At 69.0% G+C, this 20,043-nt stretch carries 19 protein-coding genes; 10 read left to right on the forward strand and 9 right to left on the reverse strand.

Annotated elements, in window-relative coordinates; all coding sequences use genetic code 11:
- Nucleotides 1-34 precede the first annotated feature (34 nt).
- Nucleotides 35-994, reverse strand: coding sequence for an alpha/beta fold hydrolase (locus QFZ21_RS14170; protein WP_307378855.1), 960 nt, complete (start codon nt 992-994; stop codon nt 35-37).
- 64 nt (nt 995-1,058) lie between these two features.
- On the opposite strand from QFZ21_RS14170, the gene QFZ21_RS14175 reads away from it, so the two are divergent.
- Complete coding sequence (locus QFZ21_RS14175; RefSeq protein ID WP_307378856.1) at nt 1,059-2,009, forward strand: YafY family protein; 951 nt, start codon at nt 1,059-1,061, stop codon at nt 2,007-2,009.
- A gap of 72 nt (nt 2,010-2,081) precedes the next feature.
- Here the strand turns inward: QFZ21_RS14175 and QFZ21_RS14180 are convergent, their stop codons facing one another.
- The 4 genes from QFZ21_RS14180 to QFZ21_RS14195 all read right to left on the reverse strand — a co-directional run bounded on the left by QFZ21_RS14180 (nt 2,082) and on the right by QFZ21_RS14195 (nt 7,108).
- Nucleotides 2,082-2,996, reverse strand: coding sequence for an N-acetylglucosamine kinase (locus tag QFZ21_RS14180; protein ID WP_307378857.1), 915 nt, complete (start codon nt 2,994-2,996; stop codon nt 2,082-2,084).
- Nucleotides 2,993-4,033 (reverse strand): SIS domain-containing protein, encoded by a 1,041-nt coding sequence (locus tag QFZ21_RS14185; protein ID WP_307378858.1) that lies wholly within the window; start codon nt 4,031-4,033, stop codon nt 2,993-2,995. The genes QFZ21_RS14180 and QFZ21_RS14185 overlap by 4 nt, the downstream gene beginning before the upstream one ends.
- Nucleotides 4,034-4,055: 22 nt before the next feature.
- A complete protein-coding gene (locus QFZ21_RS14190) occupies nt 4,056-6,002 on the reverse strand; it encodes a primary-amine oxidase (RefSeq protein WP_307378859.1) in 1,947 nt (648 codons plus the stop codon).
- 68 nt (nt 6,003-6,070) lie between these two features.
- Nucleotides 6,071-7,108: a Gfo/Idh/MocA family protein gene (locus QFZ21_RS14195; RefSeq protein ID WP_307378860.1), complete on the reverse strand. Its 1,038-nt coding sequence runs from the start codon at nt 7,106-7,108 to the stop codon at nt 6,071-6,073.
- A gap of 323 nt (nt 7,109-7,431) precedes the next feature.
- Between QFZ21_RS14195 and QFZ21_RS14200 the strand changes: the two genes are divergently transcribed.
- From QFZ21_RS14200 to QFZ21_RS14220, 5 genes are all read left to right on the forward strand, one after another.
- Complete coding sequence (locus QFZ21_RS14200) at nt 7,432-8,565, forward strand: ABC transporter substrate-binding protein (RefSeq protein WP_307378861.1); 1,134 nt, start codon at nt 7,432-7,434, stop codon at nt 8,563-8,565.
- Between the two features lie 64 nt (nt 8,566-8,629).
- Entirely contained in the window at nt 8,630-9,514 is an 885-nt protein-coding gene (locus QFZ21_RS14205; protein WP_307378862.1) for a carbohydrate ABC transporter permease, read from the forward strand.
- A 9-nt stretch (nt 9,515-9,523) separates the two neighbouring features.
- Nucleotides 9,524-10,423, forward strand: coding sequence for a carbohydrate ABC transporter permease (locus QFZ21_RS14210; protein WP_307378863.1), 900 nt, complete (start codon nt 9,524-9,526; stop codon nt 10,421-10,423).
- A gap of 41 nt (nt 10,424-10,464) precedes the next feature.
- Nucleotides 10,465-11,841 (forward strand): aldehyde dehydrogenase family protein, encoded by a 1,377-nt coding sequence (locus QFZ21_RS14215; RefSeq protein ID WP_307378864.1) that lies wholly within the window; start codon nt 10,465-10,467, stop codon nt 11,839-11,841.
- Nucleotides 11,829-12,332 (forward strand): hypothetical protein, encoded by a 504-nt coding sequence (locus QFZ21_RS14220; RefSeq protein WP_307378865.1) that lies wholly within the window; start codon nt 11,829-11,831, stop codon nt 12,330-12,332. The genes QFZ21_RS14215 and QFZ21_RS14220 overlap by 13 nt, the downstream gene beginning before the upstream one ends.
- A 17-nt stretch (nt 12,333-12,349) precedes the next feature.
- Here QFZ21_RS14220 and QFZ21_RS14225 read toward each other — a convergent pair whose 3' ends face one another.
- From QFZ21_RS14225 to QFZ21_RS14235, 3 genes are all read right to left on the reverse strand, one after another.
- Nucleotides 12,350-12,712: a hypothetical protein gene (locus QFZ21_RS14225; RefSeq protein WP_307378866.1), complete on the reverse strand. Its 363-nt coding sequence runs from the start codon at nt 12,710-12,712 to the stop codon at nt 12,350-12,352.
- 9 nt (nt 12,713-12,721) lie between these two features.
- On the reverse strand, nt 12,722-13,732 hold the full coding sequence (locus QFZ21_RS14230; RefSeq protein WP_307378868.1) for a winged helix DNA-binding domain-containing protein: 1,011 nt from the start codon (nt 13,730-13,732) through the stop codon (nt 12,722-12,724).
- Between the two features lie 99 nt (nt 13,733-13,831).
- Nucleotides 13,832-15,082: an epoxide hydrolase family protein gene (locus QFZ21_RS14235; RefSeq protein ID WP_307378869.1), complete on the reverse strand. Its 1,251-nt coding sequence runs from the start codon at nt 15,080-15,082 to the stop codon at nt 13,832-13,834.
- 61 nt (nt 15,083-15,143) lie between these two features.
- On the opposite strand from QFZ21_RS14235, the gene QFZ21_RS14240 reads away from it, so the two are divergent.
- Nucleotides 15,144-16,103 carry a YafY family protein gene (locus QFZ21_RS14240; protein ID WP_307378870.1) on the forward strand — a complete coding sequence of 320 codons (960 nt, stop codon included), beginning with the start codon at nt 15,144-15,146 and terminating at the stop codon, nt 16,101-16,103.
- Nucleotides 16,104-16,152: 49 nt separating this feature from the next.
- Here QFZ21_RS14240 and QFZ21_RS14245 read toward each other — a convergent pair whose 3' ends face one another.
- The gene (locus QFZ21_RS14245) at nt 16,153-16,470 is read right to left on the reverse strand and encodes an NIPSNAP family protein (protein WP_307378871.1); all 318 of its coding nucleotides are present in this window, start codon (nt 16,468-16,470) and stop codon (nt 16,153-16,155) included.
- Between the two features lie 106 nt (nt 16,471-16,576).
- Here QFZ21_RS14245 and QFZ21_RS14250 point away from each other — a divergent pair, with 106 nt between their 5' ends.
- From QFZ21_RS14250 to QFZ21_RS14260, 3 genes are read left to right on the forward strand one after another with little or no spacing between them, the layout of a single operon-like run.
- Nucleotides 16,577-16,789: a heavy-metal-associated domain-containing protein gene (locus tag QFZ21_RS14250; protein WP_307378872.1), complete on the forward strand. Its 213-nt coding sequence runs from the start codon at nt 16,577-16,579 to the stop codon at nt 16,787-16,789.
- On the forward strand, nt 16,786-17,706 hold the full coding sequence (locus tag QFZ21_RS14255; RefSeq protein ID WP_307378874.1) for a heavy-metal-associated domain-containing protein: 921 nt from the start codon (nt 16,786-16,788) through the stop codon (nt 17,704-17,706). Before QFZ21_RS14250 ends, QFZ21_RS14255 begins: the two co-directional genes overlap by 4 nt.
- Nucleotides 17,703-19,976, forward strand: a complete 2,274-nt coding sequence (locus QFZ21_RS14260) for a cation-translocating P-type ATPase (RefSeq protein WP_307378875.1) — start codon at nt 17,703-17,705, stop codon at nt 19,974-19,976. The genes QFZ21_RS14255 and QFZ21_RS14260 overlap by 4 nt, the downstream gene beginning before the upstream one ends.
- Nucleotides 19,977-20,043 lie beyond the last annotated feature (67 nt).

Consider the following 20,043-nt stretch of genomic DNA (forward strand, 5'->3'; position numbering starts at 1 on the left):
CTCGCCAGTCGCGCGCGGAGCCGAGGGCCGGGCCTCAGCCAGGCGTGCCGTCGTGCCGTTTCAGCCACTCGATGATCGCCCGGTTCGTCTCCTCTGGCCTCTCCTGCTGGATCCAGTGGCCGCTGTCGAGGCGGACCTCCTCGACGTGAGGCACGAACTCCGCGAGGTTCGGCGATGGCGCGACCGCGTCGCGATCGCCCGAGATCATGAGGGCGGGCTGGTGGATGATCGGATCGACCTCCCCCAGCAGGTGCCAGTCGCGGTCGAAGTTGCGGTACCAGTTGATGCCGCCGGTGAACCCGGACTCCTCGAACGCTGTGACGTACACGGAGAGTTCGTCCGCGCTCAACAGGGGTTCCCCGAGCGGGGAGTCCGACAGTGCGAGCTCGATCATCGCGTTTCCGGGCTGCGGCGCCTGGAGGGGCTCGTTCCTGCGGTACAGGTTGCGGAAGAACCGCTCCGTATTCGCATCGAGCACCGCATCGGCGACGCCGGGCTGCCGGTTGAAGTGTACGAAGTAGTAGTCGCTGCCGAGCACCTCCTCCATGAACTCGAGCCACGGACGCTCGCCGCGCGCAGGGTAGGGCAGGCTCAGGCAGATCACCTTGTTCACCCTGGTCGGATGCAGCACGGTGAGGCTCCACACGACCATCGCGCCCCAGTCGTGGCCGACGAAGGTCGCGTCCGCATAGCCGTAGTGGTCGAGCAGCGCGACGAGATCGCCCGCCAACTGCGCGACGTCGTACGCCTCGACCTCTGCCGGGTGGGAGGAACCTCCGAAGCCCCGTTGGGTGGGCGCGATCACGTGATAGCCCGCCGCGACCAGCGCCGGCACCTGATGGCGCCAGGTGAAGGCGAGGTCCGGCCAGCCGTGGCAGAGCACGATGGGCCTGCCGGCGTTCTCGGGGCCGGCTTCGAAGACCTCGAGCGTCACGCCGTTCACGGCGATCAGAGTGGGCTCGGGGAAGGGGATGGAAGGAGTCAGTGTGTTCATGCTCTTCACGCTAGGGAGGTAAACAGGTCACCTGATGACCGGTTTATCTGGGAATGTTGTGCTCATGCGAAGCGATCGACTCGTGGCCATCCTGCTCATGCTGCAGCGCCGCGAACAGGTGACGGCCGCCGAGGTCGCCGCCGAGCTCGAGGTATCGGAGCGCACCGCGCGCCGCGACCTCGATGCACTCGCGCAGAGCGGCGTTCCGGTCTACTCGATCCAGGGCCGAGCCGGCGGATGGCGGCTGCTCGGTGGCGGCCGCACCGACCTTTCCGGGCTGACCGCGAGCGAGACCCGTGCCTTGTTCCTCGTCGCCGGCCCTGCCTCGACGGCGACCCCGGCCGTGAGGTCCGCGCTCCGCAAGCTCGTCCGCGCTCTTCCCGAGTCGTTCCGGGACGAGGCCGAGGCCGCGGCATCTTCGTTGATCCTCGACCCGCAGCAGTGGGGCGCCAGGCGGGCCGCGCAGCCGCCTCCGCGTTTTCTCGATGAACTGCAGGACGCCGTGATCCGCCGCGTGCGGGTGCGGCTCGGCTACGTCGACGGCGAGGGCGCGGAGTCCGAGCGGATCGTCCACCCACTGGGCATCGTCGCCAAGGGGCCGTCCTGGTATCTCGTCGCCTACACAGAAGGAGGCAGACGCACCTTCCGGATCGACCGGGTCTCGTCCGCTGCCCCGACCGACGAACCCGTCGTGCTCCCTGGCGCCGTCGACCTCTCCGAGAGCTGGCGGGAGATCGCCGACGACATCGACCGGCGGCGCACATCACGCGTCCAGATCCACGGCACCTGCGCGCCCGACGGGATCGACAAGCTCAGGCTCGCGGTCGGCGACAATCTCGAGACCATGGGCGTCACCGCTGACGGGCGTATCTCGGTCGTGATCCACGGGCCCAGCGAGTACGGGCTCGCGGGGCTTCTCTCCGGCCTCGTCGAATGGCTCGACATCACCGAGCCCGCCGGCGTGCGCGACCATCTTGCGGCCATCGGCCGGGCGCTCACGGAACGCTACGGCTGAACCCGCTCCTTCGAATCGCGCAACTGGTCGATTCGATCCGTGAAAAGCGACCAGTCGCGTGATTCGAAAGGTCTACAGCCGGCTCGCCAGGAACCAGGCACCGGCCACGGGCGGCTCGTGCAGGACGATGAAGCGCAGGTCCGGATGCCGCTGCGCCAGCAGTTCTCGCACGGCATCGGCCAGGCGCGGCTGCGCGGTGATCACGCCGCCGGCCGCGACGACCGCGTCGCCGACAGCACCGCGACGGCGCAGCTGATCGACCAGGCGCACGAGGTGCTCGGCACCGGCACGGATGACGTCGGCGGCGAGAGCGGAGCCCTCATCGGCCGCGCGGAACACGGCCGGTGCGTGCGGAGCCCAGCTCGCCATGGTCGGGTCGTCGTTCACGGCGCGGGCGAGCCGCTCGGCATCCGTCACGCCGAAGTCGGCCAGCAGGGCGCCGAGCAGTCCGTCGTCGGGCTCGCCGTCGTCGTGCGCGAGCAGCGCCGCTTTCGTGGCCTCGCGGACGAGCCCGGCGCCGCCGGCCTCGTCGCCGATCACCCAGCCCCAGCCCCCGGTGACGAGTGCGGCACCCGAGGGGTCGACGGCGACGCCGATCGCTCCGGTCCCGGCGATGAGCCCGAGTCCGGCGTCGAGACCGGCCGCGGGCACCAGCAGCGCGGCGTCGTTCACGCACCGCACCCGGCCATGGCCGCGGCTCCGCAGTGCGGCTTCGAGATCATGGGCGACCTCGGGGTTGTCCAGCCCCTGTGCGCCGATCACCAGCGCGCCGATCGAAGCGCCCGCGGGCAGAGCCCGCCCGAGCACCTCCACGAGCCAGCCCGCTGCGGCATCCGCCGGTTCGGCATCCCACTCCGCCGAGCTCATCACGACGTCGGCGACGAGTGTGCCGTCGGCCGTCGTCGCCCGCACGGCGGCCTTGGTGCCGCCCACGTCCATGCCGACGACGAGTCCCTCGTGAGCGAGGGCGTCATCGGGTGGGGTCACTGCGCGGCTCCGAGCTCTGCGCCGGCATCCGCTCCGGCCTCGACCTTGGTGTCGTCGTTGTGGAACACGAACTCCTCGATCTCGACCCCGCGCGATTCGGCGACGCGGGCCACCAGTCCCTGCAGGAACAGCGCTTCGAGCACCGCCCTCGCGTTGGCGGAGCTGTCGGTCAGCCGCACGACCTCCAGGTGGTCGGCGCTCTCGACGTCGTCGGTCGTCACGAGCACGACGCGGTGTCCGGCGGCGCTGAGCGTGCGCGCCACCCGGTGCTCGCGCTCGCTGCCGAACAGCACATGGGCGCCGTCGCCGGCCGACTCCATCGAGCCGTGCAGGTACTGGCGTGTGCCCATCGCACTCGCCGGGATGCGCGCGACCTCGCGGAACAGCAGCGCACCGGCCTCGGCGGAACCCGTCGATGGTCCGGCGCCGACGAAGTCGAGACTGGGCGCCGACGCGATCAGCGCGGCAGCGCGGTCGACGGAGGGCGCGAGCATGGTGTCAGTCTGGCGGAACAGCGCGGCGAAGTCGTGCCAGGCGGGATCGACCGTGCCCCCGGCCCACGCCTCGGCGAGCATGCTGACCGCCACGACCGTCGCGGTGTAGCCGATCGTCGAGGCATAGCTGTCGGGGATCGAGCCGAGGCCGACGAGGTGGGTGGCCAGGTCGGCGAGCGGCGACGGGACGGTGTTGATCACGGCGTAGCGGAGCGACTCGGGGACGGTCTCGAGCGCCGCGATCGTCTCGCTGCTGCGGCCGCTCTGCGAGACGCCGATGACCGGGTGGTCGCCGGTCGCGAGGGGCAGTGGCGTGCCCCCGGCATCCAGGCGCCAGGCGGTGATGCCGCGCTCACGCAGATGCCAGACCGCCGGGGCGGTCGCGGCGAGACTGGCGCCGATGCCGAGGAAGAGCGGTCCGACCTCGCCGAGCGCTCCTCGTGCGGCGAGAGCCTTGACCTGCTCCTCGATGCGCGGGATCGCCGTCGCGAGCGCGTCGGCCTGACCTGCGGTGGCCTCCGCGTAGCTGATGTATCCGTCCATGTCGTTCCTTGTGCTCGTCCGGTCAATGCCCGGCGTGGTGGTCGTGGTGTTCCGGCGTCATCGCGCAGTGGTCTGCGGCCGCCGGGATGTCGAGAGCGGGGTTGCGCCCGAAGAAGCCGTGCGGCTTGAGCACGAAGCCACAGGTGTCGACCGACATGATCGGCCAGTCCTCGACCCGGGGGAAGTGCGTGAGACCGAACGTGTGCCATAGCACGATGTCGGTGCCGTCGATCGAGCGGTCCGCCGCGACCCACTGCGGCAATCCCGCGCCACCCGGATGCAGGTTCACGAAATCGCCGGCCGGATACAGCTCGTCGGGCTCGTAGGCGGTGACCCACAGGTGCTTCGTGGTGAACGTCGCGCGCTTGTGGATGTCGGACTCGCTGTCGGCCAGCAGCAGCGGCTTGCCCTCGGGGAACAGCATCCAGCCGACCGGCTCGCCGAGGCGATTCTGCACCTCGGTGCTGCCGATGAACCAGGTGCGGCCGGTGAGGTTGTCGGCGATGCGCTGCGCCTCGGACTCGGTGCGCAGCCGCGTGATGCTCTGCGTGAAGCCGGTGCCGTGCGGGTTGTCCCCGCCACGCGGCACCGCGACCGCTTCGATCTCGTCCACCGCGTTCGCGAGGCCGTCGATCGCGACGTCGAGGCGCGCGCTGAACAGGTGCTGGTGGTTCGGGGCGCCGAGTCCCGGAGCGACCTCGGTCGCGTACGGGTAGCCCTTGCCGGGGTGCGCCGAGGTGAAGACGATGCCGGTGGCCTTGACCTCGAACTCGATGGTGCCGTCGAGTCCGAAGTACCAGTAGAAGCCGTAGTCGTAGTTGCCCACGGTCATGAAGAAGCTCACCACGAGGCGGCGGTTGCGGCGGGTCTCGGACGAGCCGTTCCAGTTGTCGGAGTGCTTCCAGAGCACGCCGGCATCCTCCTCATGGATGCAGATGGCCTGACGGACGATGCGGGCGTCGCCGTCGTTCCCCGCCACCACCGCGTCGAGATAGGTGATGTTGCCGACGCAGTCGCAGCCCAGCTCGAGTGAGTTCGCGAAGCCGCCGAACAGGTACTCGCCGCCGTCGAAGAAGTTCTGGAACCAGCGCTGCGGGCTCGGGTCGCCGTAGGGCACGACCATCTCGGCGATCGAGGCGCGGTACAGCACAGAACGCTGCTCGTCGCCGTCGGCGATCGACACGTCGTGCAGCACGAGGCCCTCTCGCTGGTCGAACGACACCTGCACCCGCCAGCCCGCCCAGTCCAGCACGCCGTTCTCGTCGATCGCGAAGCTCGGGCCCTGCGGCTGGGTGATCTCGATCGGCTTCAGCCCCGCGCGATCCGGTCCGCGCCAGGAGGCCAGGTGGTAGTTCCCGTCCTCCTGCGGCACCGGGAGGTCGACGTAGTCGATCACGTCGAGCACCTCGCCGGTGACCACGTCGACCATGACCGTGACTCCATCGACCGGGTGCGCCCAGCCGAGGTCGTCGGGGGTGCGCTGCACGAACGTGAAGCAGCGCTGGATGCGGCGGCCGCGCTCGTCGTCGGCGAGCACGCCGCCCGAGAGGGGGTTGACCCGCAGCTGCGAGAGATCGGTGAGTCCGCGTTTGGCCATCGCCGCGATCCAGCGCTCATCCTGGTGCACGACCTCCTCGACGTAGCCGAACTCGCGGAGCACCACGGGCACGGCGCCGTCGACCTGCGGGTCGAGCTGACGGGAGGAGACCACGGCGCCCGCGGAGGGATCGACCACGACGTCGTGCGAGATGCCCGTGACCATGTCGATCAGGAAGCTGCGCACGAGTCGCGGCAGCCGCTCACCCGCGAGGAGGCGTCGCTTGTCGGGGGTCGCGAGGCCGACGTAGGAGTAGTGCGTGTCGGCAGAGGCGATCCCCGCGGATTCGAGGGCGGCGCGGTTGGCGGCGATCTCCTCGGCAGTCAGCGTCGCGAGCAGCGCGTTCGCGCCGGACGGCAGTGTGGTGGTCATCCTCGGGTGTCTCCTTGTCCTTCGACGGCGGTGTCGGATGGCGGTTGTCTTCCAGTGTTTTGGGCGGTTCAGCGCTCGAGCCGCACCGGCTCCCAGGTGCCCGAGCGCATCGCGCGGTAGCAGGCGTCGAGGATGCAGTTCACGATCCAGCCGTCCTCGAACGTCTCCATCGGCGTGGTGCCGGCGGCGTAGTGGTCGATGAAGTGCCGCATCTGCTGCGAGAACCCGTAGGCGCGGGTCTCCTCCGGCACAGGGTGCACCCACCCGGTCTCGGCATCCGCCTTCTCGACCAGGTAGCCGACCGGCTTCTCGATGAAGCCCCAGACCGGGGTGACCGAGGTGTCGGTGACGAGACGGCCGGCCGTGCCGGTGAATTCGTGGCGCAGCTGCATGCCGCCCTTCTCGGTCCACGACGACTCGATGATCGCGAGCTGGCCGCCGGCGAACTTCAGCAGAGCGACGGCGGTGTCCTCTCCGGTGGTCTTGTCGGTATGCACCATGGTCGAGCCCCAGGCGAAGACCTCGGTCACCGCATTGTCCTTGCCGAAGAAGTGCCTGGCCGACTCCACGGTGTGGCAGCCCATGTCGAGCAGCGCTCCGCCGCCCGCGGTCTCGGCGTCCCAGAAGTGCGCGGCGTGCGGACCGGAGTGCGCCTCGCGGGCGCGCATCGTGAGCAGCTCGCCGATGCCGCCGGCCTGGGCCATCTCGTGGGCCTTCTGCACGTTCGGGGAGAACACCGAGCTCTCGGCGTAGCCGTGCCAGACGCCGGCGTCCTCGACGATGCGGAGGATCTCGGCGGCCTCGGCGCCGGTGCGGGCGAGCGGTTTGGTGCAGATGATGCCCTTGCCCGCCGCGGCTGCGATGCGCACCGCCTCGACGTGGGCCTCGTTGGGCAGGGCCACCACGACGACGTCGATGTCGGGATTCGCGCACAGTTCGGCGATGTCGGTGTAGGTGTGCGGGCTGCTCCAGCGCTCGGCGAAGCGGGCGGCGCGGTCGGCGTCGCGGGAGAAGTTCGCCGCCAGGATCCCGTCGCGCACATCGAGCAGGGAGTCGGCGTACGAGTCTGCGATGAACCCGGAGCCGAGGATGCCGACACGAATCACTGGAGCCTCCTTCAGGCCTGTTGTCCACAAGATACCACTTGTCTTAGAACTGTCTACCATTTTTCCATACCTCTTGCTACCGCATTGAGACCTATATATGCTGACCAGCACCACGCGCCGCCGCAATGGTGTGGCAGATCCTCCCGAGATCGCGCGTCCTTTCAGAGAGAAGGTCATGATGCGCAAAGCCACAGCACCGCTCGCCGCCCTCGCCGTCACCACGCTCGCGCTCGGGCCTCGCCGGGTGCGCCACGGGAGGAGGGGGAGAGGATGCCGACTCGGTCACCCTCACCCTCGGCACCTGGCGCACCGAAGACGCCGCGATGTGGGAGAGCGACATCATCCCCGCGTTCGAGAAGAGCCATCCCGGCATCAAGGTCGAGTACGCGCCGATCGACACCAACGACTACAACGCCGCGATCCAGTCGCAGATCGACGGCGGCACCGGACCCGACGTGATCATGTGCCGTCCGTTCGACGTGAACCGCTCCTGGATCGACAAGGGCTACTTCGAGCCGCTCGACGGACTCGACGCGATCGGCTCGTTCCCGGAGTCGGCGCTCGCCGCGTGGGAGGGCGACGACGGCACGCCGTACTGCGTGCCCGTGGCATCCGTCCTCGCCGGCTTCTACTACAACACCGCGATCTTCGACGAGCTCGGACTCGACATCCCGCAGACGCAGGACGAGTTCGTCGAGGTGCTCGACGCGATCAAGGAGGACGGCACCTACGCGCCGCTCGCCCTCGGCAGCGCCGACGGCTGGCAGCTCGCCTACAACATGCTGTACCAGGTCGGACCGAACGCCTGGAAGGGCGAGGAGGGCCGCCTCGGCCTGATCGACGGATCGAAGAAGCTCACCGACCCCGAGTTCGTCGAGGGCTTCGAGGTCTTCGACTCGTTCAAGGACTACCTGCCGAACGGCTACGAGTCGATCTCCTACGAGGACATGACCCAGCTGTTCACGCTCGGCCAGGCGGCGATCCTGCCCGACGGCTCCTGGCAGATCACGCAGGTCACCTCCACCGGCCTCGACGTCGGGGTGTTCGGCGCCCCGCCCGCCGAGGAGGGCGGCCAGCGGTACCAGCAGGAGATGGCCGACATGGCCTTCGGCCTGAACGCCGCCGGAAAGAACAAGGAAGCCGCGACCGAGTTCGTCGAGTGGCTGGGCACGAGCGAGTTCCAGCAGCTCTACGTGAACAAGCTGCCGGGCTTCTTCTCGATGGGATCCGAGCCGGTCAAGTACGACAACGCCCTGGCTCAGGACTTCGCCGACCTGAAGGAGGGCGCCGAGCTCACCTCCCGCCTGGCGCTCGACCGTCTGAGCGCCGGTCAGCCCCCGCTCGACGACGAGATCTGGCGCGTCGCGCAGCTCATGTTCAACAGCGGACTCTCCGCCGAGGAGGCGACGGCCGAACTGCAGAAGGGCCTCGACTCCTGGTACACGCCCGCGCCGTGAGGCACCGCCGGGGGCGGGTCTTCCGCCCCCGGCATCCCCCCGTTCCCCGAGGGAGAGCATCCGCATGATCCGCACCCCCGCCCGGTACCGCCTGCTGGCGATGTTCGTGCTGCCGGCGCTCGTCGTCTATGTGGCGTTCGCGGTCTATCCGCTGCTGAGCTCGGTCTTCCTCAGCTTCTTCGAGTCGAGCGGACAGACGAGCGCGTTCGTCGGCGTCGCCAACTACGTCGACCTGTTCACGAACCCGACCACCAGCGCCCGGTTCTGGAATGCCCTCGGCAACAACGTCGAGTTCTTCCTCATCCACCTGCTCGTCGAGCTGCCGGTGGGTCTGCTCATGGCGGCGCTGCTCACGTCGGGGCGGCTGCGCCGCTCGGTCGGCCTGTACCGCACGCTGCTGTTCGTGCCGGCGACGCTCTCGGTCGTGATCGTCGGCTTCATCTGGCGGCTCATCATCAACCCGCTCTGGGGCGTCGTCGACTTCCCCCTGCTGGGTCTCGAGTCCACTGCCCTGCCGACGATCTCGCTGATGTCGGTCTGGCAGTACATCGGCATCCCGATGATCTTCCTCTACACAGCACTGCTCGCGATCCCCGACGACGTGATCGAGGCCTCGCGTATCGACGGGGCCGGCGCGTGGACCGCGTTCTGGCGCATCAAGTTCCCGCTCATCGCCCCGCAGTTCGGGCTGATCGTGATCCTCACCTACATCTGGACGTTCAACGGCTTCGACATCGTCTACGCGCTGAACGGATCGGCGCCGGGACCGAACTACTCCACCGACATCCTCGGCACCTTCTTCTACCGCTCGTTCTTCGGATCCAGCGGACAGGTCGCCGACCTCGACCTCGGTGCGACCGTCGCGTCGGTCATCTTCCTCCTCATCCTGGTGACGACCGCCGCCTACTTCTGGGTCGTGCAGCGCCGACTGAAGTCCTACGAGCTCTAGGAGCGCATGATGGCCACCGACACCCTTTCCCGGCCGGCGACGGCTTCCGCCCCGGCATCCGCGCCCCGCACGCGTCCGCGCCGCCTCGCCGACGTCTTCGCCGGGGGCGGCGTGCACCTCGTGTTGATCGTGATGTCGATCTTCTCGGTCGTGCCGATCCTCATCGTGCTGATGAACTCGTTCAAGACGACGCAGGGGATCTTCGGTTCGCCGTTCGCGCTGCCGGATGCCGAGACGTTCAACCTGCAGGGCTACATCAACGTGTTCACGCGGGGGAACTTCTTGCTGAACTACCAGAACAGCCTCATCGTGACGCTGACGACGATCATCCTCACCATCGTGCTGGGCACGCTCGCCGCGTGGGCGCTGGTCGAGTACACGGTGCCGATCACTCCGGTGCTCGCGGGATTCTTCGTGGTCGGCATCATGCTGCCGATCCGCCTCGGCACCGTGCCGCTGATCAAGATCATGACGTCGACCGGCCTGATGGACACGCTGACCGCCCTGATCTTCGTCTACACGGCGATGCAGCTGCCGCTCGCGATCGCACTGATGACGACGTACTTCCGTGCGGTGCCCACCGAGCTCAAGGAGGCCGCGCGCATCGACGGCGCGGGGGAGTGGCGCACGCTCTCGATCACCCTGCCGATCGTGCGGGTCGGCATCGCGGCGGTCGCCTCGATCACGATGTTGCCGGTGTGGAACGACCTCTGGTTCCCGCTGATCCTGGCGCCCAGCAAGGAGAACCAGACCGTGACGCTCGGCGTACAGCAGTTCGTCGGGCAATTCCAGAACGACTATCCGGCGCTGCTCGCCTCGCTGACCCTCGGCGCCGTGCCGCTCGTCATCCTCTTCGCCGTGTTCTCCCGGCAGTACATCGCCGGTCTCACCAAGGGCTACGGCAAGTAAGCCGGCCCGACCACCCCTCGCCACCGATTCAAGGAGTCATCATGACCATCGCGACCATCGATCCGAGCACCGGCGAGCTGGTGCAGGAGTTCCCCGCGCACACGGCCGAGCAGGTGGAGCAGATCCTCGCGAGAGCGGATGCCGCGAACGCGGTCATGGCGCAGACGACCTTCGCCGAGCGGTCGGAGTGGATGCACCGCGCCGCCGACCTGCTCGACGCCGACCTCGAGCAGGCCGCGGGCCTCGCGGTGCTCGAGATGGGCAAGACGCTCGGCACCGCGAAGTACGAGGTGACGAAGTCGGCGAACGGCATGCGCTGGTACGCCGACCACGCGGAAGAGTACCTGGCGGCCGAGGAGCCCGTGCCCGCGGCATCCGTCGGGGCATCCGCTGCTCGCGTCGAATTCCAGCCGCTCGGCACCGTGCTGGCCGTGATGCCCTGGAACTACCCGTTCTGGCAGGTCATCCGCTTCGCCGCCCCCGCGCTGATGGCCGGGAACACCGGACTCCTCAAGCACGCGTCGAGCGTGCCGCAGACCGCTCTGTATCTGGGGGAGCTGTTCGAGCGGGCCGGGTTCCCCGCCGGTGCCTTCCAGACCCTGCTGATCGAGGGGGCTGCGGCATCCGCTCTGCTCGACGACCGGCGTATCCGTGCCGTCACGCTCACGGGTTCGGTGGGCGCCGGCGCGGCCGTGGCGTCGGCGGCCGGGCGCAACATCAAGAAGAGCGTGCTGGAGCTCGGCGGAACGGATGCCTTCGTGGTGATGCCGTCGGCCGACATCGCGCGGTCGGCGCAGATGGGCGCGGCCTCGCGCACGCAGAACAGCGGCCAGTCGTGCATCTGCGCCAAGCGGTTCTTCGTGCACGCCGACGTCTATGACCAGTGGCTCGAGGCCTTCGTGTCGCACATGAGCGCGACCACCGCCGGCGACCCGCGGGCAGAGGGCACGGGCTTCGGCCCGATGGCGACCGCGCAGGTGCGCGCCGACGCGCACGAGCTGGTGGCGGATGCCGTCGCCAAGGGCGTCACGGTGCGGACCGGTGGCGAGCTGCCCGACGGACCCGGCTGGTTCTACCCGGCGACGGTGCTCACCGACGTGACGCCCGAGATGCGCATCTTCCGCGAGGAGTGCTTCGGCCCTGTCGCGTGCGTGTACAAGGTCGCGTCGATCGATGAGGCCATCGCCGCGGCGAACGACTCGGACTTCGGTCTCGCCGCGGGCGTCTGGTCGACGGATGCCGACGAGATCGCTCGGCTGCAGAAGGAGCTGGAGTTCGGCAGCGTCTTCGCGAACGGCAACTCCGCGTCGTTCTTCGGGCTGCCGTTCGGCGGCGTGAAGGACTCCGGCTACGGGCGCGAGCTCGGCTCGTTCGGCATCCGCGAGTTCGTGAACGCGAAGACGGTGTGGACGGCCTGACGACCCTGGCGGCTGCTCCGGTGGCGCCCGTTCGCGAGGGTTCGCCTTCGCGAACGGGCGTCGCCGTCCATATGGCGACGGCCGCGGGAATGCTGGCGCTCATGGTGCCGGTCCTGTTCGCCGGCCACGCCTCGCTGGCGGGTATCGGCGCGACGTTCGCGTACTTTGCGTGGGCGGCGGTGGCCGCGGGGTGGGCGCGGCGCCGGGGAGGCGATGTCGTTCGTGGCGCCGTCGGTGACCCGTTCGCGATGGGACTGCTGATGGCCGTTCCGTATCTTGCACTCGCATTCGGCGGGCACGCCCACGGCGGCGGGGAGACCGCGCAGAGCGGGCCCGTCTCGATGGTGATCATCGGCGTGCTGATCGTCGGGGGATGGGTGGCCCTGCGCGCGGGCGGAGCGAGGGCGGACCGCGGGGGACGGGTCGGTTTCTGGTCGTGCCTGGTGATGTTGCTCGGGATGCTCGTCGCCATGGGCGTCTCTGCCGCCTAGGTGCGCTCCCTCCATCGTCACCGGGGTTGCTTGCGGAGTGCCACGGCGATACCGGCGTCGAGCACGAACAAGACGCACATGGCCATGGCGGAGCGCCGATGATCGCCGCGCACGTACTCGCCTGCGAACACGAGGTGGAGCAGGCTTCGACATGCGACGGCACGCCACCTGGATCGTGACGATCGAGTGGCGATGATCGCGATGCCGAGGCTGAGATCTGCCGCTCCGAGGACTCGGGTGCGTGCCACGCCGGTGCCCGTGAGTCCGAGCCATCGTCGGCCCGTTTCCGGAGCGAAGGTCAGCAGGCCGCCGAGAACCGCCGATACAGTGCCGACTCCGTCGGCGGCGAGGCAGAGGAGAGCGTTCGAGGGAGCCCGCATGACAGAACTCTACGCTCGCGACGTCGTGGAGTTTCGGGTGACCGACGCGATCTCCGCGTCGGAGCCTCCGAGGAATGCGGCGAGGCTTCTGCCTTCCGCGACGAGCGCGGGAGCGTCGTCACCCAACTCCCCGTGGGGGCGGATGCGCACCACATCCCCCTCAAGGGTCCACGTGCCGCGGAAGTATCCATCACTCAGGAACGTCCCGGAACGCGCGCCCGTTCCCGGTGGCAGCGGCACACGCTGGGCGGAGTCGATGATGCGGCCGCGGTCGCGGTGCGACAGGAGCACATTGTCGTACTCGGGCAGGAGCCTCGGCGAGGCCGGATGATCGGCAGCGGGGCGCGGGGCGTCGGGAAGGTCATACAGCAGCTGCCCCTTCTCCGACGCGAACGTCATCAGTTCCGGCGCGAGACGGTCGAAGACTTCTCGAAGCCCGGTAAGACCCGACCAGGCCTGCGCATCGTTCACCGAACCCGGCCCGAATGCCGCCAGGTAGCGGAGCACGACGGCGTCGACCGAGGGTTCCGGATCGAGAGGGCTCCTCACCCATTCCTCCAGAAGCGCGAGCTGTGCTGCGCCCTGCGACACCCCCCAGAGGCCCCGCGGTGTCGGCTGCACGGTGGGCAGCAGGTAGCTGACCGCATACGCCATGGCATCCGCATCGATCTCCGGCCAACGCTCGCGGAACAGCCCGCGAAGCTCCACGCGGGTGCGCGGCCGCTCGGCCAGCAGCTCACGGCCCCAGCGAGTCACCTCCGCCTCCTGCTCTGCCGTGATCATGCTGCGGAAGCCGCCGCAGAATCCTCGGATGATCGCCGGCTCCGTGAGCGGGCGGAGGCGCAGTGCGTCGTCCGCCGTGACCAGGTGCACGGTTCCTCGCATGAGGGTCGTTCGCACGAGGGTCCGATCCTCGATCGCCCGCGACAGGTCGTCGGGCGCGAAGTCGCGAAGGCGGGACCACAGGCCGACGTACGGCGCCAGCGGCGCCTGGCCCTGCATTCCGACCAGGTGCCGCACCGTCTCGACCGTCGAGTGCGTCCCCCCGCTCGAGGAGCGACTGCCGTGCGAGCAGCGCCCTGTTCAGCGCGCGGTCGCTGAGGATCGGACCGGCCATGATCAGCGGTGCCCGTCGAAGAAGCGGCGCATGTCCGCCACGAGGATCTCGGGCACCTCGAGCGCGGGGAAGTGCCCGCCCGAGTCGTGCTCCGTCCAGGATTCGAAAGCGGATGCCGGGTCCACCACGCTTCGCACGGAGAGATCGGCGGCGAAGATCGAGGCCGCCGCAGGCGGAGCCGGAGGAGCCTCCCACCCGCCGGAGGCCGCGGTGTCAGCCTCTGCGTATCCGTCATCGCCCGCGTGCTCGGCGCCCTCGCCGCTCGCGGCAGCATCCGCCATCGCCGCGAACTGCCGATACACCTGCATCCCTTCATACAGCGCGTGCGCAGAGGACCAGCCCGACTGCGTGAACCAGAAGATGCTCACGGTGGTCAGCAGGCGGTCGATGTCGACGGCGTCCTCCGGCAGTGCAGCGGCCGGGTCGGTCCATTCGCGGAACTTCTCGACGATCCACGCGAGCTGCGCCACCGGGGAGTCGTTCAGTCCGTAGGCCACCGTCTGCGGCCGCGTGGCCTGGATGTGCAGGTAGCCGGCGCCGTCATCGCGGAAGGTGTTGAATCGGGCAGCGCGCGCCTGCTCTCCTTCGGGCAGCGCGTCGACGGGAAGCGCGGGCCCCAGCGGGAACGGGCTGGGCCCGTTCACATGCGTCGCGATGATCCGGCCCGGTGCCACCATCGGCAGCATCCCCACGATCCCCGATCCGACATCGGTGCCGTGCGCCAGGAAACGCTCATAGCCGAGCCGACCCATGACCTCGGCCATCGCTCCGGCGACGCGCAGCAGGTCGCCCCATCCGGCATCCGCCAGAGGAGAGAAGCCGTAGCCCGGGAGGGAGGGGATGACGACGTGCACGGCATCCTCTGCCTTCCCGCCGTGGGCCACCGGATCGGTGAGCGGTCCGATCAGGTCGACGAACTCGACGAAGGAGCTCGGCCAGCCGTGCAGGAGGAGGAGAGGCCGGGCCCCCGGCACCTCCGAGCGGACATGCACGAAATGGATCTGCTGGGCGTCGACCTCGGTGACGTAGTGCGGCAGCTCATTGAGGTGAGCCTCCTGCTTCCGCCAGTCGAATCGATCACGCCAGTACTCGGCGAGTGGGCGGAGATAGCTGGTGGGGATGCCTCGATCCCAGCCTGTACCACCGAGGTCGCGAGGCCAGCGGGTCAGCGTGATCCTCTGGTGGAGATCGGCGATCGCCTCGTCGGAGACCTCGATGCGGAAGGGGCGGATGCTGCGCGTGTCATTCGTCATGATCCGACGGTAGAATCTATTGCGGAACGTTAGCTTCCGCAATCCAGAAGACACTGAGATCATGTTGAAGACATCGGAACGACTCCTCCAGATCCTCTCCCTCCTGCAGGTCCGTCCCTTCTGGCCGGGGCGCGCGCTGGCCGAGCGGCTGGAGGTCTCGACCCGCACGATCCGGGCGGATGTCGAGAGGCTCCGTGAGCTCGGCTACCCGATCCAGAGCACCCCGGGGGTCGCCGGCGGTTATCAGCTCGGCGCCGGAGCCGCCCTGCCCCCTCTCCTTCTGGACGACGATGAGGCGATCGCCGTGGCGCTCGGGCTCAGCACCGCCGCCGCCGACGGATCGATCGCCGACCTCGAGGAGGCCTCTCTTCGCGCCTTGGCCAAGATGTACCAGGTGCTTCCCTCGCACCTCCGGCATCGCATCTCGACAGTGCAGTCGACGGTCGTCCCGGTCCCCGCGCATGGACCCGCGGTCGAGCCCGATGTCCTCCTCACTCTCGCCTCGGCGTGCCGCGACGCTGTGCAACTGCGATTCGACTACCGCACGCATTCGGACACGGCGTCGCGGCGGATCGTCGAGCCCTACCGGTTGGCACTGCGCGCCGGGCGCTGGTACCTGCTCGCCTTCGACCTCGAACGCGACGACTGGCGTACGTTCCGCGTGGACCGGCTGACCCCGCGCATCCCGATGGGTCGGCGGTTCACGCCTCGCGAGCTGCCCGCGGAAGGTGCCGCGGATCACGTGGATCGTGGGGTCGCCTCCGCGCCCTGGGGATTCCGGGCCAGCGTCGTGATCCACGCACCGGCCGCCGTGGTCGCAGAGCGGCTGCCGCGAGCGGCGGGCGTGGTCACGGCTCGCGATGAAGAGTCCTGCGTTCTTGAGAGCGGGTCGGACGACCCCGCTGCCCTGCTGCGATACCTGAGCATGCTCGACCTCGACTTCTCGGTCGCCGACGACCCCGCGCTCGCCGCGGAGGCACGCCGACTGGCCGAGCGCTTCGCGCGCGCGGCCGGGGCCTGACTCGCCGTCGCCTCACCGACAGCCGGTCCACGCGGACGTACGCCAGTCGTCAGAGCGCCGTATCCGGCAGCAGCGGCCGCATGAACGTCCGTTCATAGCGCACGACGCATCCGCTCTCGTCGCGGATGCGATCGGCGGCGACGAATTCCGGGTCGACGCCGAAGCGCTCTCGGTAGATCTCGTACTCCGCGAAGGAGGGGAAGGTGAACAGTGCGAGGGCTTCGTCGCTCTTGCCCTCCGACGGCAGGAAGTAGCCGTGATGCATGCCGCCGTGCCGGGTGACGAGCTCCATCCAGGCTTGGGCGAACTCCTCGAACGCCTCGATCTTGTCGGGGTCGACCGTGTACGTCACGACGCAAGTGATCACGGGGCCACGATACTCGCGCCGCGGACAGGGGTTTCGGGAATACCAGGGTGGGGTATACAGTTGTCTCAGATACCCCGGTGGGGTATCTCAAGATCGAGGAGATGACATGGCGACGAACGAGTACCAGGTGACGGGCATGACCTGCGGACACTGCGAGATGTCGGTCCGCGAAGAGGTCGGCCAGATCGCGGGAGTCGAAGACATCCGGGTGAGCGCCCAGAGCGGTCTGCTCTCCGTGACGTCGGCCGCGGACATCGACGACGCGCAGATCCTCGCCGCTGTCGAAGAGGCGGGCTACTCGGCGGTCCGGGCGTCATGAAGACCGGCGCGCGGCTGGCGCTCTTCGGAGCGGGATTGGCGGTGGCGTTCGGCGGAGCCTTCGGCATCGCCGCAGCCGTGGCGCCGGACGAGATCGTTGCAGCATCCGAGAACGGGAGCGACATGGACGAGCACGGAGAAGGACACGAGACGGAGTCGGCGTCCTCGGCATCCGAACTGGCCGGCGCGTTGAAGGGTCTTGCGATCAGCATCGACGGATACGTGCTCTCTCCGATCACCGCCCCGGCGACTGTCGGCGAAGCCGGGGAGCTGAGCTTCCAGATCCAGGATGCGGACGGCGAGCCCGTGACCTCATACACGACCGCGCACGACAAGGACCTCCACCTGATCGTGGCGCGATCCGACGGAAGCCGTTTCGAGCACGTGCACCCGGTGCTCGACACCGCCACCGGCACCTGGTCGGTGCCCTGGCAGTGGGCGGATGCCGGAACCTACCGGGTGTTCGCCGACTTCACGACGGGCGGAGAGGATGCCGCGAACCTCACTCTTTCGCGTCTCGTCCAGGTCGCCGGTGCCTTCGCGCCGGTCGAGTCGCAGCCGAGCAAGATCGACGAGGTCGACGGCTTCACGGTCTCGCTCGAAGGTGACGTGGTGACCGGCTCCGCCAGCGAACTGGCGATCACGATCTCTCGAGACGGCCAGCCCGTCACAGAGCTCGAGCCGTACCTCGGCGCCTTCGGACACCTCGTGGCTCTGCGCGAGGGCGATCTCGCCTTCCTGCACGTGCACGCCGAGGGCGACGAACCCGCAGCCGGCGACACCGCAGGGCCCGAGATCGTCTTCTTCGCCGAGGCGCCGACAGCCGGACGCTACCTGTTGTACCAGGACTTCCAGGTCGACGGCGTGGTGCACACGGCCGAGTTCGTGGTCGACGCAGAGCACGGGGATCACTCATGACCACCTCCGTGCCCCCGGTGGTCGGATCCGGTGTGGAGCTGGAGATCGGCGGGATGACCTGCGCCTCGTGCGCGATGCGGATCGAGAAGAAGCTCAACAAGCTCGACGGGGTCACGGCGACCGTGAACTACGCGACCGAGAAGGCCAAGGTCATCGTGCCGGAGGGGTACGACCCGGCCGCGCTCATCGCCGAGGTCGAGAAGACGGGCTACACCGCGGTGATGCCCGCACCGAAGGGGCAGAAGCCCGAGGCGGGCGGCGGCGAGGGAGACCCGGAGCTGCGCTCGCTGCGCCACCGTCTGATCGGCTCGATCGTGCTGACGATCCCGGTCATCGCGATGGCGATGATCCCCGCGCTGCAGTTCACGTACTGGCAGTGGGCGTCGCTCGCGCTCGCCGCACCCGTGATCGTGTGGGCGGCATGGCCGTTCCACCGGGCGGCATGGATGAACCTGCGGCACGGTGCGGCGACGATGGACACGCTCATCTCGATGGGCACCTCGGCTGCGTTCCTCTGGTCGCTGTACGCGCTGTTCCTCGGCACGGCCGGTATCCCGGGTATGACGCATCCGTTCGAGTTCTCGCTCGCGCCGTCCGACGGCGCCGCGAACATCTACCTCGAGGTCGGCGCGGGCGTGACGATGTTCATCCTCGCCGGGCGCTACTTCGAGAAGCGCTCGAAGAAGCAGGCGGGGGCCGCGCTGCGGGCATTGCTCGAACTCGGGGCGAAAGACGTGTCGGTCGTGCGCGACGGTGCTGATGGAAAGACCGTGGAGGGGAAGATCCCCGTCGAGGACCTGCGCGTCGGCGACGAGTTCATCGTGCGGCCGGGGGAGAAGATCGCGACCGACGGCACCGTGGTGTCGGGCACGTCGGCGGTCGACGCCTCGATGCTGACGGGGGAGTCGGTGCCGGTCGAGGTCGCATCGGGCGACTCTGTCACCGGCGCCACCACGAACGTCGGCGGCCGGATCGTGGTGCGCGCGACGCGCATCGGATCCGACACGCAGCTGGCGCAGATGGCCCGGCTCGTCGAAGACGCCCAGACCGGCAAGGCCGAGGTGCAGCGTCTCGCCGACCGGATCTCCGGGGTCTTCGTGCCGATCGTGATCGTCATCGCGGTCGCCGCGCTCGGGGGCTGGTTGGGCGCGGGCTTCCCGGTCGCCGCCGCGTTCACCGCGGCCGTCGCGGTGCTCGTGATCGCGTGCCCGTGCGCGCTGGGTCTCGCGACCCCGACGGCGCTGCTGGTCGGCACCGGCCGCGGTGCGCAGCTCGGCATCCTGATCAAGGGACCCGAGGTGCTGGAATCCACCCGCACCGTCGACACGGTCGTGCTCGACAAGACCGGCACGGTCACCTCGGGCAGGATGACGCTGGTCGATGTGGTGGTGGAGCCGGGCACCGCTCGTGCCGAGCTGTTGCGTCTGGCCGGTGCTCTGGAGGATGCATCCGAACACCCCATCGCTCAGGCGATCGCCAAGGGCGCGACGCAAGAGATCGGCGCGCGGCCGGCCGTCGAGGGCTTCACGAACCTCGAGGGCAAGGGCGTGCAGGGCGTCGTCGACGGTCACGCGGTGCTCGTCGGCCGTGAATCGCTGCTCGCCGAGTGGTCGATTCGGCTCAGTCCCGAGGTCGCCCAGGCGAAGGCGGATGCCGAGGGCGAGGGCAAGACGGTCGTGGCGGTCGGCTGGGACGGCGAGGCCCGCGGCATCCTGATCGTGGCCGACACGGTCAAGGCGACCAGCGCCGAGGCGATCGCGCAGCTCAAGGCGATCGGTCTGACCCCGGTGCTGCTCACGGGCGACAACGAGGCGGTCGCGCGGCGGATCGCCGCGGAGGTGGGGATCGAGGAGGTCATCGCCGAGGTGCTCCCCGCCGACAAGGTCGACGTCGTCCGCCGCCTTCAGGAGGAGAGCAAGGTCGTCGCGATGGTCGGCGACGGCGTCAACGACGCTCCCGCCCTCGCGCAGGCCGACCTGGGCCTCGCGATGGGCACCGGGGCGGATGTCGCGATCGAAGCATCCGACATCACCCTCGTCCGCGGGGATCTGCGGAGCGCGGTCGACGCGATCCGGTTGTCGCGCAAGACGCTCAGCACCATCAAGACGAACCTGTTCTGGGCCTTCGCCTACAACGTCGCGGCGATCCCGGTCGCGGCGCTGGGGATGCTGAACCCCATGCTCGCGGGCGCGGCGATGGCACTGTCGAGCGTCTTCGTGGTGGGGAACAGCCTGAGGTTGCGCGGGTTCACGAGCATCGCGCGGGGTTGATCGCGAGGCGAACTCCGCAGAACGACACGAACTTCGCAGGGATCCGCACGGAACTCTGCGAAGTTCG

This window comes from Microbacterium sp. W4I20 (assembly GCF_030816505.1).
GTDB lineage: Bacteria > Actinomycetota > Actinomycetes > Actinomycetales > Microbacteriaceae > Microbacterium.

What these genes read in the sequence shown, in the direction of transcription:
- QFZ21_RS14205 (WP_307378862.1), top strand. Translation starts at nt 8,630, where the DNA reads ATGATCCGCACCCCCGCCCGGTACCGCCTGCTGGCGATGTTCGTGCTG.
- QFZ21_RS14200 (WP_307378861.1), top strand. Translation starts at nt 7,432, where the DNA reads ATGTGGGAGAGCGACATCATCCCCGCGTTCGAGAAGAGCCATCCCGGC.
- QFZ21_RS14235 (WP_307378869.1), bottom strand. Translation starts at nt 15,082, where the DNA reads ATGACGAATGACACGCGCAGCATCCGCCCCTTCCGCATCGAGGTCTCC.
- QFZ21_RS14210 (WP_307378863.1), top strand. Translation starts at nt 9,524, where the DNA reads ATGGCCACCGACACCCTTTCCCGGCCGGCGACGGCTTCCGCCCCGGCA.
- QFZ21_RS14250 (WP_307378872.1), top strand. Translation starts at nt 16,577, where the DNA reads ATGGCGACGAACGAGTACCAGGTGACGGGCATGACCTGCGGACACTGC.
- QFZ21_RS14225 (WP_307378866.1), bottom strand. Translation starts at nt 12,712, where the DNA reads ATGCGGGCTCCCTCGAACGCTCTCCTCTGCCTCGCCGCCGACGGAGTC.
- QFZ21_RS14240 (WP_307378870.1), top strand. Translation starts at nt 15,144, where the DNA reads ATGTTGAAGACATCGGAACGACTCCTCCAGATCCTCTCCCTCCTGCAG.
- QFZ21_RS14255 (WP_307378874.1), top strand. Translation starts at nt 16,786, where the DNA reads ATGAAGACCGGCGCGCGGCTGGCGCTCTTCGGAGCGGGATTGGCGGTG.
- QFZ21_RS14215 (WP_307378864.1), top strand. Translation starts at nt 10,465, where the DNA reads ATGACCATCGCGACCATCGATCCGAGCACCGGCGAGCTGGTGCAGGAG.
- QFZ21_RS14190 (WP_307378859.1), bottom strand. Translation starts at nt 6,002, where the DNA reads ATGACCACCACACTGCCGTCCGGCGCGAACGCGCTGCTCGCGACGCTG.
- QFZ21_RS14260 (WP_307378875.1), top strand. Translation starts at nt 17,703, where the DNA reads ATGACCACCTCCGTGCCCCCGGTGGTCGGATCCGGTGTGGAGCTGGAG.
- QFZ21_RS14170 (WP_307378855.1), bottom strand. Translation starts at nt 994, where the DNA reads ATGAACACACTGACTCCTTCCATCCCCTTCCCCGAGCCCACTCTGATC.
- QFZ21_RS14175 (WP_307378856.1), top strand. Translation starts at nt 1,059, where the DNA reads ATGCGAAGCGATCGACTCGTGGCCATCCTGCTCATGCTGCAGCGCCGC.
- QFZ21_RS14185 (WP_307378858.1), bottom strand. Translation starts at nt 4,033, where the DNA reads ATGGACGGATACATCAGCTACGCGGAGGCCACCGCAGGTCAGGCCGAC.